The following is a 15,598-nucleotide window of genomic DNA, read 5'->3' on the forward strand; positions in this document are numbered from 1 at the left end:
GAGCACTGTATAACTTGTGAAGCAACACTGTCCGAAGACAGCGGCGTCCGCTACCCAGCGCCCACACTTATCGGTTGTTTGTTTGTTAAAGAACTTCGCTCACCGGCTTTGCCGTTCAGCGCGCTGCGTTGTCTGCAGCAGAGAAACGAGATTATGCAGAGCTTTCTTCGTTTCGTCAACCGTTTCAGCAATCTTTTTTTGCTGCAGCCAGCGCGCCAACTTCGCCGCGCCAACCCTCCCGGTCGACCCCGCAACCCTTGCTGCGTCTGCCTTTGCAGCGCCGCGTTGTGTTGCGAGGGGGCGAATATTAGGCCGGTTTCGCCGACCTTGCAACACCTTTGTCACAGCGCGCAGCTAGGGGATTGCGTGATTATGTCGTAACCCCTTGAGTGATAAAGGAAAACCTTCTAATAGCCAACGCGGGGATCCTTTAATATCCCCGCGCTGTCGTCGGGTATTCCCCTATCAAGTTCTCAGCGATGCTGGAAATTGGGCGGGCGCTTCTCTACGAAAGCGGCCATACCTTCCTTTTGGTCTTCACTGGCAAAGGTGGAATGGAACAGCCTGCGCTCGAAGTGCACGCCTTCGGCCAGCGTGGTCTCGTAGGCGGCGTTGACCGACTCCTTGATCATCATGACCACCGGCAACGAGAACCCGGCGATGGTTTCGGCGGCGGCCAGGACTTCATCCAGCAGCTTGTCCGCCGGCACCACGCGCGACACCAGGCCGGAGCGCTCGGCTTCGGCGGCATCCATCATGCGCGAGGTCAGGCACAGGTCCATCGCCTTGGCCTTTGACACCGCGCGCGGCAGGCGCTGGGTGCCGCCGGCACCGGGCATGGTGCCGAGCTTGACTTCCGGCTGGCCGAACCTGGCCGAGTCCGCCGCGATGATGATGTCGCACATCATCGCCAGCTCGCAGCCTCCGCCTAGCGCATAGCCCGCCACGCCAGCGATCACCGGCTTGCGGATCTTGCGGATGGTTTCCCAGTTGCGGGTGATGTAGTCGCCCTTGTAGACATCCATGAAGGAATACTTGGCCATCATGCCGATATCGGCGCCGGCGGCAAAAGCGCGGTCGCTGCCGGTAATGACGATGGCGCCGATGCCCTCATCCTGGTCGAACGCCGTCAGTGCGGCACCCAGTTCATCCATCAGCGCGTCGTTGAGCGCGTTCAGCGCCTTGGGGCGGTTCAGCGTAACCAGACCAACGCGGCCGCGCGTCTCGACCAGGATGTTTTCGTACGGCATGTCTTCTCCTATGTATTGGCAAACAGATGGCAGTGTCGCCACCGGCTGCGGGCTATTCTGCCATCTGTCGTGGCATGGCGGCGTTAGTCCCGGCGTTAGTCCCGGCGTTAGAGCATGTGCGCAAGGAATTCGCGGGTGCGAGCATGGGCAGGCGCGCCAAACACGTCGGCGGGCGTGCCTTCCTCGAGGATCCTGCCTTCGTCCATAAAGACGAGGTGGTTGGCCACTTCGCGCGCAAACCCCATCTCGTGCGTGACGACGAGCATGGTCATATGCTCGTCCGCCAGTTGCCGCATGGTGCGCAACACTTCCCCCGTCAGCTCCGGATCGAGCGCCGAGGTCGGTTCGTCGAACAGCATGATGTCGGGCTCCATCGCCAGCGCGCGCGCAATCGCCACGCGCTGCTTCTGGCCACCTGACAAGCGCGCCGGATAGTTGTCCCGCTTGGCCAGCAGGCCGACCTTGCGCAACAGTTCCTCGGCCTTGGGCACGGCCGCGTCGCGCGACAGCCCCTTGACGGTCATGGGCGCCTCGATGATGTTCTGCAGCACCGTCATGTGCGGGAACAGGTTGAACGACTGGAACACCATGCCCATCTTGCGGCAGATGCGGCGAACCTCCGCGTCCGGCACATATTTGGAGGCACCGCCGGCACCAGCGGCCGCCAGCGACTCCCCTTCGATCTCGATGGTGCCGCGGTCGATCACCTCGAGATGGTTCAGGCAGCGCAGCAAGGTACTCTTGCCGGAGCCCGAGGGCCCAATCACCGCGGTGACATCGCCCTTGCGCAGCGTCAGCGAGACGCCGCGCAGGACATGCAGCGATCCGAACGACTTGAAGATGTCCCGCGCCGAGATCATGGTGCCGGGCGTGCGATCAGAGGTGGCGCCGTTCGGGCTAATCATCATGTTTGGCATAGCGTTTTTCGAGATTCTGGAAGAACCAGGTCAGAATCAGGGTCATCACCAGATAGAAGAGCGCGGCAACCAGGAAAGGCGTAGTTGTGAAATCGCGCTGCACGATGCCGCGCGCGGTACGGAGGATATCGTTGAGGGCCAGCACGTAGATCAGCGACGTGTCCTTGATCAGCGTAATGGTTTCGTTGCTGACCGGCGGCAGCACGCGGCTGACCATCTGCGGCAGCACCACGCGCCGCATGGTCTGGAAGTACGTCATGCCCAGCGCCTTGCTGGCTTCATACTGCCCACGGTCGACGGACTTGATCCCGGCGCGGAAGATTTCCGCGAAGTACGCGGCGTAGTTGAGCGCAAATGCCACCACAGCCGCGGGAAAATCGGGCAGCCTTACGCCGATGACTGGCACGAACGGCAGCGCGAAATAGATAAACAGCATCTGCAGCATCAGCGGCGTGCCGCGCATCAGCCAGATGTAGCCATTGACGGCACCGCTCAGCAGCGGCCATGACGAGATGCGCGCCAGCGCCAGCGCAAGCCCCAGCGGCACTGACAGGGCGAGCGTGATGACGAACAGGGTGAGCGTGACTTTCGCACCCTGCGCCAATGGCCCCAGTAGAGATAAGACGTAATCCATGTCGCGCGAACGGAAGGAGAAAGGATTGCAGGCAGCGGGCCGTCGCGCGGCCAGCGCCCGAGTCCGGAAGGAAGCCGGCGCCCTGCCTGAACCGCGCAGGGCGCCGTGTAGCGCCTGGATTACTTGGTGATATCGGTGCCGAACCACTGGGTGGCGATGCGGGCAGCCGTGCCGTCCTGCTTCATCGATGCCAGGGTCTTGTCCAGCTTGCCGAGCAGTTCGGCGTCATCCTTGCGGACGCCAACGCCGTAATCCTCGGTGCCGAAGTTCTCTTCCAGCACGCGGTATTCTCCGGCTCGCTTGCTGATCAGGTAGCGGCCCACCACTTCATCGACCACGATTGCGTCGAGGCGCCCGGCGGACAGGTCCATCAGCGCCGTCACGTTATCGCCGAAGGTCTTGAGCTCCTTCAGGCTGGCGGCGATCTGGCTTTCCTTCTTGATGGCATCCACCGCGCTGCTGCCGTCCTGCGCGCCGACGATGCGGCCGGCCAGGTCCGCCTTGGCCTTCACCGGCGAATTGGTGCCGACGATGACGATCTGGTGGTTGGTCATGTAGGGCGCGGTAAAGCTGATGTTCTTCTTGCGCTCGTCCGTGATGGTCAGGCCGTTCCACAGCACGTCCACGCGCTTGCCATTCAGCTCGGCTTCCTTGGCACTCCAGTCGATCGGCTTGAATTCGACCGCCATGCCCAGGCGGCGGCTGGCCTCTTTCGCCATATCGATATCGAAGCCGACGATCTCGTTATTGGTATCGCGGAAACCCATGGGCGGGAAATTGTCATCCAGGCCGACGATGATCCTGTTGGTGGCGGCGCTGTCCGTGCTGCCGGCGGCCGGCGCCGGTTCGTTCTTGCCGCACGCGGCGAACAACGCCACGGACGAAACCAAAAGGAATGCTGCGAACTTCTTCATAGGGAGATCCAGTGCGGAAAAGGCAAAAAGGAAGGAATCAGTGAAACAGTCTTGCGCGCCGGCGCACGCACGGGCACCAGCGATGCTGCAATTGTTGTTGGCAGCGCGATTATAGAGCGACACCGGTTGCAGGCATTGCGTCCGTCATCGCATTTGCGGAGCGGGAGCGCGGGTTAGTACTGATAAAGCACCCCGGCCGGACGCCCTTACGCTGACCGGATGGATCACGCATCCAGCATTTAGTGCTACTATTTTCCGACCGACTGGTCGGTTTATTTTAGTGGCGCCCCGCGTCCATCCCGAAGAACCAGGCAGGAGACCAACATGCCCCCAATGCCCACGCCCGCTGGCCAGCCGGTCAGTATCGATACCGGCCCAATCCTGCTCCAATGGCAGGGGCCCGTCGCGGTGATCACGCTGAACCGCCCCGACAAGCTCAACAGCTTTACCCGCGAAATGCACAAGGCGCTGCAGCAGGCACTCGACCACGTCGAGGCCGGCGGCGCGCGGGCGCTGCTGCTGACCGGCGCCGGCCGCGGCTTCTGCGCCGGGCAGGACCTGGCCGACCTGGATTTCACGCCCGGCCAGATGACCGACCTGGGCGAACTGATCGACACCTGGTTCAACCCGCTGATCCGCCGGCTGCAGGCGCTGCCGCTGCCGGTGGTGGCGGCGGTCAACGGCACTGCCGCCGGTGCCGGCGCCAACCTGGCGCTGGCCTGCGACATGGTACTGGCCGCCCGCTCGGCCAACTTTATCCAGGCCTTCGTCAAGATCGGGCTGGTGCCGGATTCCGGCGGCACCTGGCTGCTGCCCAAGCGCCTCGGCATGGCGCGCGCGCTGGGGCTGGCGATGACCGGCGAGCGCCTGTCCGCCGAGGAGGCCGAGAAGTGGGGCCTGATCTGGGAAGCCATGGACGACCCGCTGCTGCCCGAGCAGGCGCTGGCGCTGGCCACGCACCTCGCCGCGCAGCCGACCCGGGCGCTGGCCGCGATCAAGCGCGCCATGTACGCCAGCGGCACTGCCAGCCTCGATGCCCAGCTCGACCTGGAACGCGACCTGCAGCGCGACCTCGGCCAGTCCGCGGACTATGCAGAGGGCGTCAACGCCTTCCTGGAAAAGCGCGCCGCCCGCTTCACCGGCAAGTAAGCGCCCCTGCGCGCCTGCACGGCGCCGCCCTTCCTCAAGGAGAGAATATTGCACAAGGACCCACAGGCCCTCGCCGAAGCGGCCGCTGCCGCCATGTATGAAGCCGACACCTGCAGCCGCTGGCTCGGGATCACCGTCGAAGCGGTCCGCCCCGGGTACGCCCGGCTGACCATGCCGGTACGCAACGAATTTCTGAACGGGCATGGCATCTGCCATGGCGGCCTGATGTTCACGCTGGCCGATTCGACCTTCGCGTTCGCCTGCAACAGCCATAACATCAATACCGTGGCAGCCGGCTGCAGCATCGAGTTCCTCAAACCCGTGCATGGCGGCGACGTGCTGACCGCCGAAGGGATCGAGCAGACCCTGTCGGGCCGCCACGGTATCTACGACATCCGCGTGACCAATGCCGCCGGCGAGGTGGTGGCGATGTTCCGCGGCAAGTCAGCGCATATCAAGGGCCATGTCGTGCCGCCGGATGCCATCGCCTGAACGCCGCAGTCACCAAGATAACCGCCCCCGTGCAGGAGACGACATGAGCACGCGCCTGACCGATCTGCCCCTGGACCCGATCGAAACCGCCAGCCGCGCCGAGCTGCAGGCCTTGCAGCTGGAGCGGCTGAAATGGTCGCTCCACCACGCCTACGCCAATTCGCCGGTGTATCGTCGCAAGTTCGACGAGGCCGGCGTCCATCCTGACCAGCTGCAATCGCTGGCCGACCTGGCGCGCTTTCCGTTCACCAGCAAGCAGGACCTGCGCGATCACTACCCCTTCGGCATGTTCGCCGTGCCGCAAGACCGGGTGGCGCGCGTGCATGCCTCGTCCGGCACCACTGGCAAGCCGACGGTGGTCGGCTACACGCTGCAGGACATCGACAACTGGGCGACGGTGATGGCGCGCTCGATCCGCGCTTCGGGCGCAAGGCGCGGCGACAAGGTACATATCAGCTACGGCTACGGCCTCTTCACCGGCGGCCTGGGCGCGCACTACGGTGTCGAGAAAGCCGGCCTGACGGCGATCCCGTTCGGCGGCGGCCAGACCGAGCGCCAGGTCCAGCTGATCCTGGACTTCAAGCCCGAAATCATCATGGTCACGCCCAGCTACATGCTGGCGATCGCCGATGAGTTCGAGCGCCAGGGCATCGATCCGGCCAGCAGCTCGCTGCGCGTGGGCATCTTCGGCGCCGAGCCGTGGACGCCGGAAATGCGGCTGGCGATCGAGAAGCGCATGGGCATTTCCGCGGTCGATATCTATGGGCTGTCCGAGGTGATGGGCCCGGGCGTGGCCAACGAATGCGCGGAGACCAAGGACGGACCGACCATCTGGGAGGACCACTTCTACCCCGAGATCATCGACCCGGATACCGGCGAGGTGCTGCCCGACGGCGAATTCGGCGAGCTGGTCTTTACCTCGCTGACCAAGGAAGCGATGCCGGTGGTGCGCTACCGGACCCGCGACCTGACCCGCTTGCTACCTGGCACGGCGCGGCCGGCCTTCCGCCGCATGGAGAAGGTTACCGGCCGGACCGACGACATGATGATCGTGCGCGGTGTCAACGTGTTCCCGTCGCAGATCGAGGAACTGATCCTGAAACAGGCGGAACTGGCGCCGCACTACCAGTGCGTGCTGGGCAAGGACGGCCATATGGATACGCTGACGGTACGCGTGGAATGCGCCCATGGCAGCGAGCCGGCGCGCGCGCAGGCCGCGCGCGAGCGGCTGGCGCACGAGATCAAGTCTTATATCGGGGTGACCGCCGCGATCGAGGTGCTGCCGGAGGGCGGCATCGAGCGCTCGGTGGGGAAGGCGAAGCGGATCGTGGACCAGCGGCCGCGCTGAAATCCACCGGTTTGCTCCCCTCGCCCGCTTGCGGGAGAGGGGAGACAACATTCGCAGTCTTAGCTCTGTCGACGGTCAGCTGCGCGGCATCAGCACCCACATCCTGCCGCCCTGCTTCATCCGCCCTGCAGTTTCACCGGCGGCATCGCCAGCGCCCCAGAAGAAGTCCGCGCGTACCCCGCCCTTGATGGCGCTGCCCGTATCCTGCGCGAACATCAGCCGCTGGATTGGCTCGGTCGACAGCGGGCGCGTGGTCGACAGGAACACCGGCACGCCCAGCGGGATGGTGGCGGGATCGACCGCGATCGAGCGCTCGGCGGTCAGCGGCACGCCCAGCGCGCCCACCGGGCCGTCATTGTTCGGCGGCAGCTCGCGGAAGAACACGAAGCGCGGGTTGACGTTGAGCATTTCTTCGACGCGCCCCGGGTTGGCGCGGGCCCACGCCTTGATACCCTGCATGGTCGCCTGCGCCGGCGTGATCTCGCCGCGGTCCAGCAGCCATTTGCCGAACGAGCGGAACGGCTGGTCGTTGGTGCCGCCGAAGCCGACCCGCATCACGGTGCCGTCCGCCATGCGGACCCGGCCCGAGCCCTGGATCTGCAGGAAGGCGGCCTCGACCGCGTCATCCACCCACACCAGCTCGTTGCCGCGCATGGCCGGGTTCTGCAGCAGCTCGGCGCGCCCCGGCAGCGGGCGGTTGCCGAACTGCGCGGGCTTGCGGTACAGCGGCACCTGGTAGCGCCCCTGGCGCGTGCGCGAGCCGTGCAGGATGGGCTCGTAGTAGCCGGTGATCAGGCCACTGTCGGTGCCGTCGCCGTTGACCACCCGGAACGGCTGGAAGTTGGTCTCGAAGTAGGCACGCATGGCGCTGAGGTCGCCGGCGTCGACCATCATGCCGGCAGCGCAGGCGCGGCTCCATTCGGCGCGCTTCTTCAGCGCCTGGCAGCTGGCCTGCAGCGCGGGCCAGGCGGCGCGCACGTCATCCTGGCCCCAGCCGCCGATCTCGTTCCAGCTGGCGGCCTGCAACTGGCCCTTCTGGGTCGATGAAACGGGCGGCGTGGTGCCGGACGGGCCGGTCTCGATGCGCGGCGGCGGACCGCTCATGCAGCCGGCCAGCAGCACGCCGGCGCCGGCCAGCGCCAGCCAGGCCCGGACGCCCGGGCGCGAAGTGAAGCGAGGAAGAGAAATCGAAAGGGGGTCCGCGTATGCCATCTTGCTTGTTGTTCAGTGTCCCGCGACCGGTGCCGGCCCGGCAGGGATCGCGCGGCGCAGTTGCCCTACAATCCCACCGTCATCTGTCTTTGCCACCGCCGCATCCGCCATGAGCAAGTTCTTCGAAGCCCATCCAATGCTGCTGTTCGCCCTCGAGGCCGGCGTGGCATTGTTCCTGCTGGTCTTTATCGTGGTCTGGACCATGGGCACGGCCAAGAAGAACCCGCGCCCGAGCCGCGCGCCCGACGACCACCCCTCGCGCCAGCCGCAGCAGTCAACGCAAGGCCAGCAAACGCCGGCGCAGGAACAGGACAGCGCGAAGCGCCCGTAGGTTCCCGGCTGTCCGGCTGTCCGGTTTGCCGGCCGGACGCGCCGCGCTCAGTGCAGCATGCGCGGCAGCACCAGCGCGAATTCGGGGATGGGCACCTCGAAGCGGTGGCCGTCCTCGGCCACGCAGAAATACTCGCCCTTCATCGAGCCGACCGGCGTCGAGATGGTGGCCCAGCTGGTGTACTCGAAATGCTCGCCCGGCTTCAGCAGCGGCTGGTGGCCCACCACGCCCAGGCCGGCGACTTCCTGCGTGCCGTTGTCGCTGTCGGTGATGATCCAGTGGCGCGAGATCAGCTGCGCCGCGACCTCGCCCGTGTTGTGGATGGTGATGGTGTAGGCGAAGGCATGGCGCCCGCGCTCGGGATCGGACTGGTCCGGCAGGTACTGGGTGCGCACCGACACGGAGAAGGCGTACTCGCTCATCTTGGGCAGGGCCGGCGGCGGGACGGCCGGCAGGGAAATGGTAGCCGCATTGTGCGGGATGGGCGCGGGACGGGCAAGAGCGCGGGCCGGGCGCCGCCCGGATGCGATCTCGCCGGGCGGGCGTAGAATATCGGTCTTTCGACGCCGCGCCGCCCGCCGTGCGCCCCGGCCGCCCCTGCGGCGCCCCCGGCTCCGGCCTCCCGTAGCGGCGATAACGGCATTCCCTGCATTCACCGCGCGCCACCATGACCCAGCCCACATTCCGCATCGCCCCGTCCATCCTGTCCGCCGACTTCGCCCGCCTGGGCGAAGAAGTCCGCCGCGTGACCGAGGCCGGCGCCGACTGGATCCACTTCGACGTGATGGACAACCATTACGTGCCCAACCTGACCGTGGGCCCGCTGGTGTGCGAGGCGATCCGCCCCCACGTAACCGCGCCGATCGATGTGCACCTGATGGTGCGCCCGGTGGACCGGATCATCCCGGACTTTGCCAAGGCCGGCGCCAATATCATCACCTTCCACCCGGAAGCCAGCGAACACGTCGACCGCTCGCTCGCGCTGATCCGCGATAGCGGCTGCCAGGCCGGCCTGGTGTTCAACCCGGCCACCCCGCTGCACCACCTGGACCACGTGATGGACCGCCTGGACGTAATCCTGCTGATGTCGGTCAACCCGGGCTTCGGCGGCCAGTCGTTCATCCCCGAGACGCTGAACAAGCTGCGCGCCGTGCGCCAGCGCATCGATGACTACACTGCCCGCACCGGCCGCACCATCCTGCTGGAAGTGGACGGCGGCGTGAAGGTCGACAACATTGCCGAGATCGCCGCGGCCGGCGCCGACACCTTTGTGGCCGGCTCGGCCGTATTCGGCAAGCCGGACGCCGACGGCGGCTACCGCGGCATCATCTCGGCGCTGCGCGGCGAACTGGCCAAGGTCGGCCAATGACCGCGGGCGTGGCACTGCGCCGCACCGACTGGAGCGGCATCGAAGGGGTGATCGTTGACCTGGACGGCACCATGGTCGATACGGCGGGCGACTTCCACGCGTCGATCAACGCCATGCTGCTGGCGCTGGGCCGCCAGCACCCCAACCTCGGGCCGGTGGCACCGATGTCCGAGCACGAGATCGTCAGCTACGTCGGCAAGGGCTCGGAAAACCTGATCCGGCGCGTGCTCGACGCGCGCTTCTCGCCGCTGCACGCCAACAGCCTCTTTGCCGATGCCTACGCGCTGTATGACCGCGAGTACATCCGCATCAATGGCCAGTTCTCGCAGGTCTACCCGGGCGTGCGCGAAGGCCTGGCGGCAATGAAGGCGGCCGGGTTGCGGCTGGCCTGCGTGACCAACAAGCCCTACAGCTTTACCGAGCCGCTGCTGGCCAAGACCGGGCTGGCGCCCTATTTCGAGCTGGTCTACGGCGGCGACGCGTTCCAGCTGCGCAAGCCGGACCCGTTCCCGCTGCTCAAGGTGGCGGAGGCGTTCAGGCTGGATCCGTCGGCGATGGCCGCCCTTGGCGACTCGGAAAACGACGCCCAGGCAGCCCGCGCGGCCGGCATGGGCGTGCTGCTGGTGCCCTACGGCTACAACCATGGCAATCCTGTACAAGCCGTCGAAGCCGATGGTATAGTCGACACCATTGCCCACGCCGCAGCGCTGTTCGCGGCACACCGGGCAGGTCATCGCTAGGATCGGTCTCAGGATCGATCGCGACTGAAATCCCTGAACATTCAATGTTTCTCAACCGCAAACGCATCTCTTCTGGCAGTGATCGGCAGGCTTGGCCCTGGCGTCGCTGGCGCGCCTCCCAACAGGCGTAAAGTGCGTTCGCGAGTCTGCTGACGCGCCCTCTACCCGAGGGCGTCGTTACAACCGGCTGAGGGGTCAACCCCGTGCCGGGCATCCCACCCAAACCCGCCAAAAGCCAGCGTAGCTGCGATTCTCTGCTACGTTTAGCTCAAGAACGCGCCGCACGCCCTTCCCCGGCCGTGTGCAGCCTTGTCCGCAACTTGCCTGCACCACGGCCCGCCAGACGGGGCGGGTATCGATTCGCTCCAGCCTGATTGCCGAAATGCGGCGCCGCGCCCAAACTCATCGCGCAGCGACGCCGTACAAAAGGACCGCAAGAGGACCGACATGACCGAACTGGAATTCAAATCGCTGGCCGACCAGGGCTACAACCGCATCCCGCTGATCGCCGAGGCCTTTGCCGACCTGGAAACGCCGCTGTCGCTGTACCTGAAGCTGGCGCAGTCGCAGACGCGCGGAGTCAACACCTTCCTGCTGGAATCGGTGGTCGGCGGCGAGCGCTTCGGGCGCTATTCCTTCATCGGCCTGCATGCCCGCACGCTGCTGCGCGCCTTCGGCAACCGCACCGAGGTGGTGACCGACGGCAAGGTGGTGGAAACCCACGAAGGCAATCCGCTGGACTTCATCGCCGAGTTCGAGAGCCGCTTCAAGGTGGCGCTGCGCCCGGGCCTGCCCCGCTTCTGCGGCGGCCTGGCGGGCTACTTCGGCTACGACGCGGTGCGCTATATCGAGAAGAAGCTCGCCAGCACGCAGAAGCCCGACGACCTGAACCTGCCCGATATCCAGCTGCTGCTGTGTGAAGAGCTGGCCGTGATCGACAACCTGTCGGGCAAGCTCTACCTGATCGTCTACGCCGACCCGACCACGCCGGAAGCCTATCCCCGCGCCCGCCAGCGCCTGCGCGAACTGCGCATGAAGCTGCGCCAGCCGGTGGACGTGCCGGTGACCAGCCCGTCGGTGCAGACCGAGGTCTACCGCGAGTTCGCCAAGGCGGACTACCTGAACGCGGTGCACAAGGCCAAGGAATACATCATGGCCGGCGACATGATGCAGGTGCAGATCGGCCAGCGCCTGATGAAGCCCTACCGCGACTCGCCGCTGTCGCTGTACCGCGCGCTGCGCTCGCTGAATCCGTCGCCGTACATGTATTTCTATAACTTCGGCGATTTCCAGGTGGTGGGCGCGTCGCCGGAAATCCTGGTGCGCCAGGAGGAACGCAAGGTCGGCACAAATGGAGAAAACGGCGGCGACACGCGCAGCGAGCACATCGTCACCATCCGCCCGCTGGCCGGCACCCGCCCGCGCGGCAATACGCCGGACAAGGATGCCCAGCTTGCCACCGAGCTGCTGAACGATCCCAAGGAGATCGCCGAGCACGTGATGCTGATCGACCTGGCGCGCAACGATATCGGCCGCATCGCCGAGACCGGCTCGGTCAAGGTCACCGACAAGATGGTGATCGAGAAGTACTCGCACGTGCAGCATATCGTCAGCTCGGTCGAAGGCACGCTGCGTGAAGGCATGAGCAACCTCGACGTGCTGCGCGCAACCTTCCCGGCCGGCACGCTGTCGGGCGCGCCCAAGGTGCATGCGATGGAAATCATCGACGAGCTGGAGCCGCGCAAGCGCGGCATCTATGGCGGCGCGGTGGGCTACCTGTCGTTCGGCGGCGAGATGGACCTGGCCATTGCCATCCGCACCGGCATCATCAAGGACGGCAATTTGTATGTGCAGGCCGCCGCCGGCATCGTTGCCGATTCGGACCCCGAAGCCGAATGGAGGGAAACTGAAGCCAAGGCGCGCGCCGTGATCCGCGCCGCCGAGCAGGTCCAGGATGGCCTGGACTCCGACATCTGAGAGAACAGGAGACAGACGCCATGCTGCTGATGATCGACAACTACGATTCGTTCACCTACAACCTGGTCCAATATTTTGGCGAACTGGGCGTGGAGGTGCGCACCTACCGCAACGACGAGATCACCATCGAAGAGATCGAGGCGATGAAGCCCGACCATATCTGCGTCTCGCCCGGCCCGTGCAGCCCCAGGGAAGCCGGCATCTCGGTGGCGACGCTGCAGCACTTTGCCGGCAAGGTGCCGATGCTGGGCGTGTGCCTGGGCCACCAGGCCATCGGCGAGGCGTTCGGGGGCAAGGTGATCCGCGCCAAGCAGGTGATGCACGGCAAGGTCAGCACCATCGAGACCACGCAGCAAGGCGTGTTCAGCGGCCTGCCCAGGCATTTCGATGTGACGCGCTATCATTCCCTGGCGATCGAGCGCGAGACCCTGCCCGATTGCCTGGAGATCACCGCCTGGACCCCGGACGGCGAGATCATGGGCGTGCGCCACAAGACGCTCGCCATCGAAGGCGTGCAGTTCCATCCCGAGTCGATCCTGTCCGAGCATGGCCATGCGATGCTGGCCAACTTCGTCAAGGCGCCGCGATGAGACTGCTCGACTCCGCGCCTGCCAGCACCCATCACGCCATCCAGACTGTCAACGAGAACGCCATGATCACGCCGCAAGAAGCCCTGACGCGCTGCATCGAGCACCGCGAAATCTTCCATGACGAGATGCTGCACCTGATGCGGCAGATCATGCAGGGGCAGATCTCGCCGGTGATGGCCGCCGCGATCCTGACCGGCCTGCGCGTCAAGAAGGAAACCATCGGCGAGATCTCCGCCGCCGCGCAGGTGATGCGCGAGTTCGCCAACAAGGTCGCGGTGAAGGATCGCGAGAACTTTGTCGATATCGTCGGCACCGGCGGCGATGGTTCGCATACGTTCAATATCTCGACCGCTTCGATGTTCGTCGCGGCCGCTGCCGGCGCGAAGATTGCCAAGCACGGCAACCGTGGCGTCAGTTCCAAGTCGGGCAGCGCCGACGTGCTGGAGGCGCTGGGCGTCAATATCATGCTGACGCCCGAGCAGGTCGGCCAGTGCATCGAGCAGACGGGTATCGGCTTCATGTTCGCGCCGACGCACCACCCGGCGATGAAGAACGTCGCGCCGATCCGCAAGGAAATGGGCGTGCGCACCATCTTCAATATCCTGGGCCCGCTGACCAACCCGGCCGATGCGCCCAATATCCTGATGGGCGTGTTCCATCCTGATCTGGTCGGCATCCAGGTGCGCGTGATGCAGCGCCTGGGGGCCAAGCACGCCATTGTCGTCTACGGCAAGGACGGCATGGACGAAGTCTCGCTGGGCGCGGCGACGCTGGTCGGCGAGTTGAAGGACGGCGAAGTGCGCGAGTACGAGATCCACCCCGAGGACTTCGGCCTGTCGATGGTCTCCAACCGCGGCCTGAAGGTGGCCGATGCCGCCGAATCGAAGGAGATGCTGCTGGAAGCGCTGTCCAACGTGCCGGGCACGCCGCGCGAGATCGTGTCGCTGAACGCCGGCACCGCGCTGTATGCCGCCAACGTGGCCGACTCGGTCGAGGACGGCATCCGCCGCGCGCGCGAAGCCATCGCCAGCGGCGCGGCGCGCGAGAAGCTCGACCAGTTCGTGCGCGCCACGCAGCAGTTCAAATAAGAGGCGCTGATATGTCCGATATCCTGGAAAAAATCCTGGCCGTGAAGGCCGACGAAGTGGCCGCCGCGCGCAAGAAGCGCGACCTGCCCAGCCTGCGTGCCGAGGCCGAGAGCCTGCGCACCGAGCCCGGCCTGGCGCCGCGCGGTTTCGAGCGCGCGCTGCGCGACAAGATCGCCGCGGGCCATGCCGGCGTAATCGCGGAGGTGAAGAAGGCCTCGCCGTCCAAGGGCGTGCTGCGCGAAAACTTCGTGCCCGAGGCCATCGCCGAGAGCTACGCCACGCACGGCGCGGCCTGCCTGTCGGTGCTGACCGACGTGAACTTCTTCCAGGGCCATGCCGATTTCCTCAAGCGCGCGCGCGGCGCCTGCCCGCTGCCGGCGCTGCGCAAGGACTTCATGGTCGACCTGTACCAGGTCTACGAGGCTCGCACCTGGGGCGCCGACTGCATCCTGCTGATCGTCGCCGCGCTGGACCACGGCCTGATGGCCGAGCTCGAAGCCTGCGCGCTGGAACTCGGCATGGACGTGCTGGTGGAAGTCCATGGCGACGATGAGCTGGATGCCGCGCTGCGGCTGAAGACGCCGCTGCTGGGCGTGAACAACCGCAACCTGCGTACGTTCGAGGTGTCGCTGGACAACACGCTGGACCTGCTGCCGCATATTTCGGCTGACAAGCTGGTGGTGACGGAATCGGGCATCCTCGGGCCGGCGGACGTGAAGCGCATGCGAGATGGCAACGTGCATGCGTTCCTGGTGGGCGAGGCGTTCATGCGGGCGAAGGATCCGGGCCTGGAGCTGGCGCGGTTGTTTGCCTGAGGGTAAAAGCGGATTAAGGCCTACCGCTTGTTTGCTCCCCTCTCCCGCGCGCGGGAGAGGGGACCGGCTTGTGGTGATGGAACCGTGTCGCCATTGCTGACTGCTTAAGCCCATATCGAAATGCCTCAGGAAATCGAACTCAAACTCGCCGTCCCCGACGCCGCCCTCGCCCCGCTGGCCGCCTGGCTCGACGCCAACGGCCAGCCGCGAGGCGAAGCCACGCTGCTCAACGTCTACCTCGACACGCCCGAACACGACCTGGCCCAGGCCCGCGCCGCGCTGCGCCTGCGCCGCAAGGGCGCGCAATGGCTGCAGACCCTGAAGACCGCCGGCAGCAGCCAGGGCGGGCTGGCCACGCGCCATGAATGGGAAACCGGCATCGCTGGCGAGGCCATCGAGCTGCAGACCTTCCCCGCTGAGGCGCAAGCCGTGCTCGCGCCACTGGTCGGCAAGCTGGCACCGGTGTTCCGTACCGACTTTATCCGCCGCACCTGGATCGTCACGCAGGACGGCGCGCGTATTGAAGCCGCCCTCGATACCGGCACCATTACCGCACCGGCCAGCGCCGCGCAGGAACGTATCCAGGAACTCGAACTGGAATGGCTCGACGGCGACGCCGCGCACGCGGCCGATGCCCTGCGCGCCTTTGCCGCACGGCTTGCTGCCGTGGCCACGCTGGCGCCGTCCGACCTCAGTAAAGCCGCGCGCGGCTACCGCCTGGCGGGAATCGCCGAAGGCAAGGCGTCATAATCGCGGTTTTTCCCGCCCAGGC

18 protein-coding genes are annotated in these 15,598 nt (G+C 65.8%); 12 read left to right on the top strand and 6 right to left on the bottom strand.

Annotated elements, in window-relative coordinates; translation table 11 throughout:
• Positions 1 to 381 (top strand): hypothetical protein (locus K309_RS43035; protein ID WP_232232448.1); only part of this gene is annotated, 381 nt, incomplete at its 5' end.
• Positions 382 to 473: 92 nt separating this feature from the next.
• Here K309_RS43035 and K309_RS0121340 read toward each other — a convergent pair.
• From K309_RS0121340 to K309_RS0121355, 4 genes are all read right to left on the bottom strand, one after another.
• Positions 474 to 1,250, bottom strand: coding sequence for an enoyl-CoA hydratase (locus K309_RS0121340; protein WP_029048311.1), 777 nt, complete (start codon positions 1,248 to 1,250; stop codon positions 474 to 476).
• A gap of 107 nt (positions 1,251 to 1,357) precedes the next feature.
• Complete coding sequence (locus K309_RS0121345; protein ID WP_029048312.1) at positions 1,358 to 2,110, bottom strand: amino acid ABC transporter ATP-binding protein; 753 nt, start codon at positions 2,108 to 2,110, stop codon at positions 1,358 to 1,360.
• A 37-nt stretch (positions 2,111 to 2,147) separates the two neighbouring features.
• A complete protein-coding gene (locus K309_RS0121350) occupies positions 2,148 to 2,801 on the bottom strand; it encodes an amino acid ABC transporter permease (protein ID WP_029048313.1) in 654 nt (217 codons plus the stop codon).
• 119 nt (positions 2,802 to 2,920) lie between these two features.
• Positions 2,921 to 3,715 (bottom strand): amino acid ABC transporter substrate-binding protein, encoded by a 795-nt coding sequence (locus tag K309_RS0121355; RefSeq protein ID WP_029048314.1) that lies wholly within the window; start codon positions 3,713 to 3,715, stop codon positions 2,921 to 2,923.
• Between the two features lie 324 nt (positions 3,716 to 4,039).
• On the opposite strand from K309_RS0121355, the gene paaG reads away from it, so the two are divergent.
• From paaG to paaK, 3 genes are read left to right on the top strand one after another with little or no spacing between them, the layout of a single operon-like run.
• Entirely contained in the window at positions 4,040 to 4,864 is an 825-nt protein-coding gene (gene paaG / locus K309_RS0121360; protein ID WP_035878066.1) for a 2-(1,2-epoxy-1,2-dihydrophenyl)acetyl-CoA isomerase PaaG, read from the top strand.
• Between the two features lie 48 nt (positions 4,865 to 4,912).
• Entirely contained in the window at positions 4,913 to 5,356 is a 444-nt protein-coding gene (gene paaI, locus K309_RS0121365; RefSeq protein ID WP_029048316.1) for a hydroxyphenylacetyl-CoA thioesterase PaaI, read from the top strand.
• Positions 5,357 to 5,399: 43 nt separating this feature from the next.
• Positions 5,400 to 6,704, top strand: coding sequence for a phenylacetate--CoA ligase PaaK (gene paaK, locus K309_RS0121370; RefSeq protein ID WP_029048317.1), 1,305 nt, complete (start codon positions 5,400 to 5,402; stop codon positions 6,702 to 6,704).
• A 75-nt stretch (positions 6,705 to 6,779) separates the two neighbouring features.
• On the opposite strand, the gene mltA is transcribed toward paaK, so the two are convergent.
• A complete protein-coding gene (gene mltA, locus K309_RS0121375) occupies positions 6,780 to 7,916 on the bottom strand; it encodes a murein transglycosylase A (RefSeq protein WP_029048318.1) in 1,137 nt (378 codons plus the stop codon).
• 109 nt (positions 7,917 to 8,025) lie between these two features.
• On the opposite strand from mltA, the gene K309_RS0121380 reads away from it, so the two are divergent.
• Positions 8,026 to 8,247, top strand: a complete 222-nt coding sequence (locus K309_RS0121380) for a hypothetical protein (RefSeq protein ID WP_029048319.1) — start codon at positions 8,026 to 8,028, stop codon at positions 8,245 to 8,247.
• Positions 8,248 to 8,294: 47 nt separating this feature from the next.
• On the opposite strand, the gene apaG is transcribed toward K309_RS0121380, so the two are convergent.
• Positions 8,295 to 8,669: a Co2+/Mg2+ efflux facilitator ApaG/CorD gene (gene apaG, locus K309_RS0121385; RefSeq protein WP_012353991.1), complete on the bottom strand. Its 375-nt coding sequence runs from the start codon at positions 8,667 to 8,669 to the stop codon at positions 8,295 to 8,297.
• A 245-nt stretch (positions 8,670 to 8,914) separates the two neighbouring features.
• Here apaG and rpe point away from each other — a divergent pair, with 245 nt between their 5' ends.
• The 7 genes from rpe (at position 8,915) to K309_RS0121420 (ending at position 15,576) form a co-directional block, all read left to right on the top strand.
• Complete coding sequence (rpe, locus tag K309_RS0121390) at positions 8,915 to 9,616, top strand: ribulose-phosphate 3-epimerase (protein ID WP_029048320.1); 702 nt, start codon at positions 8,915 to 8,917, stop codon at positions 9,614 to 9,616.
• On the top strand, positions 9,613 to 10,356 hold the full coding sequence (gene gph, locus K309_RS0121395) for a phosphoglycolate phosphatase (protein WP_029048321.1): 744 nt from the start codon (positions 9,613 to 9,615) through the stop codon (positions 10,354 to 10,356). Before rpe ends, gph begins: the two co-directional genes overlap by 4 nt.
• 447 nt (positions 10,357 to 10,803) lie before the next feature.
• Positions 10,804 to 12,333 (top strand): anthranilate synthase component I, encoded by a 1,530-nt coding sequence (gene trpE / locus K309_RS0121400; protein ID WP_029048322.1) that lies wholly within the window; start codon positions 10,804 to 10,806, stop codon positions 12,331 to 12,333.
• A 20-nt stretch (positions 12,334 to 12,353) separates the two neighbouring features.
• Positions 12,354 to 12,923: an aminodeoxychorismate/anthranilate synthase component II gene (locus K309_RS0121405; RefSeq protein ID WP_029048323.1), complete on the top strand. Its 570-nt coding sequence runs from the start codon at positions 12,354 to 12,356 to the stop codon at positions 12,921 to 12,923.
• Between the two features lie 62 nt (positions 12,924 to 12,985).
• A complete protein-coding gene (trpD, locus tag K309_RS0121410; RefSeq protein ID WP_156914413.1) occupies positions 12,986 to 14,011 on the top strand; it encodes an anthranilate phosphoribosyltransferase in 1,026 nt (341 codons plus the stop codon).
• An 11-nt stretch (positions 14,012 to 14,022) separates the two neighbouring features.
• Positions 14,023 to 14,826 (top strand): indole-3-glycerol phosphate synthase TrpC, encoded by an 804-nt coding sequence (trpC, locus tag K309_RS0121415; protein ID WP_029048325.1) that lies wholly within the window; start codon positions 14,023 to 14,025, stop codon positions 14,824 to 14,826.
• Between the two features lie 120 nt (positions 14,827 to 14,946).
• Positions 14,947 to 15,576, top strand: coding sequence for a CYTH domain-containing protein (locus K309_RS0121420; protein ID WP_029048326.1), 630 nt, complete (start codon positions 14,947 to 14,949; stop codon positions 15,574 to 15,576).
• Positions 15,577 to 15,598 lie beyond the last annotated feature (22 nt).

The sequence above is a fragment of the Cupriavidus phytohabitans genome (assembly GCF_000426345.1).
In the GTDB taxonomy this organism is placed as follows: Bacteria; Pseudomonadota; Gammaproteobacteria; order Burkholderiales; family Burkholderiaceae; genus Cupriavidus.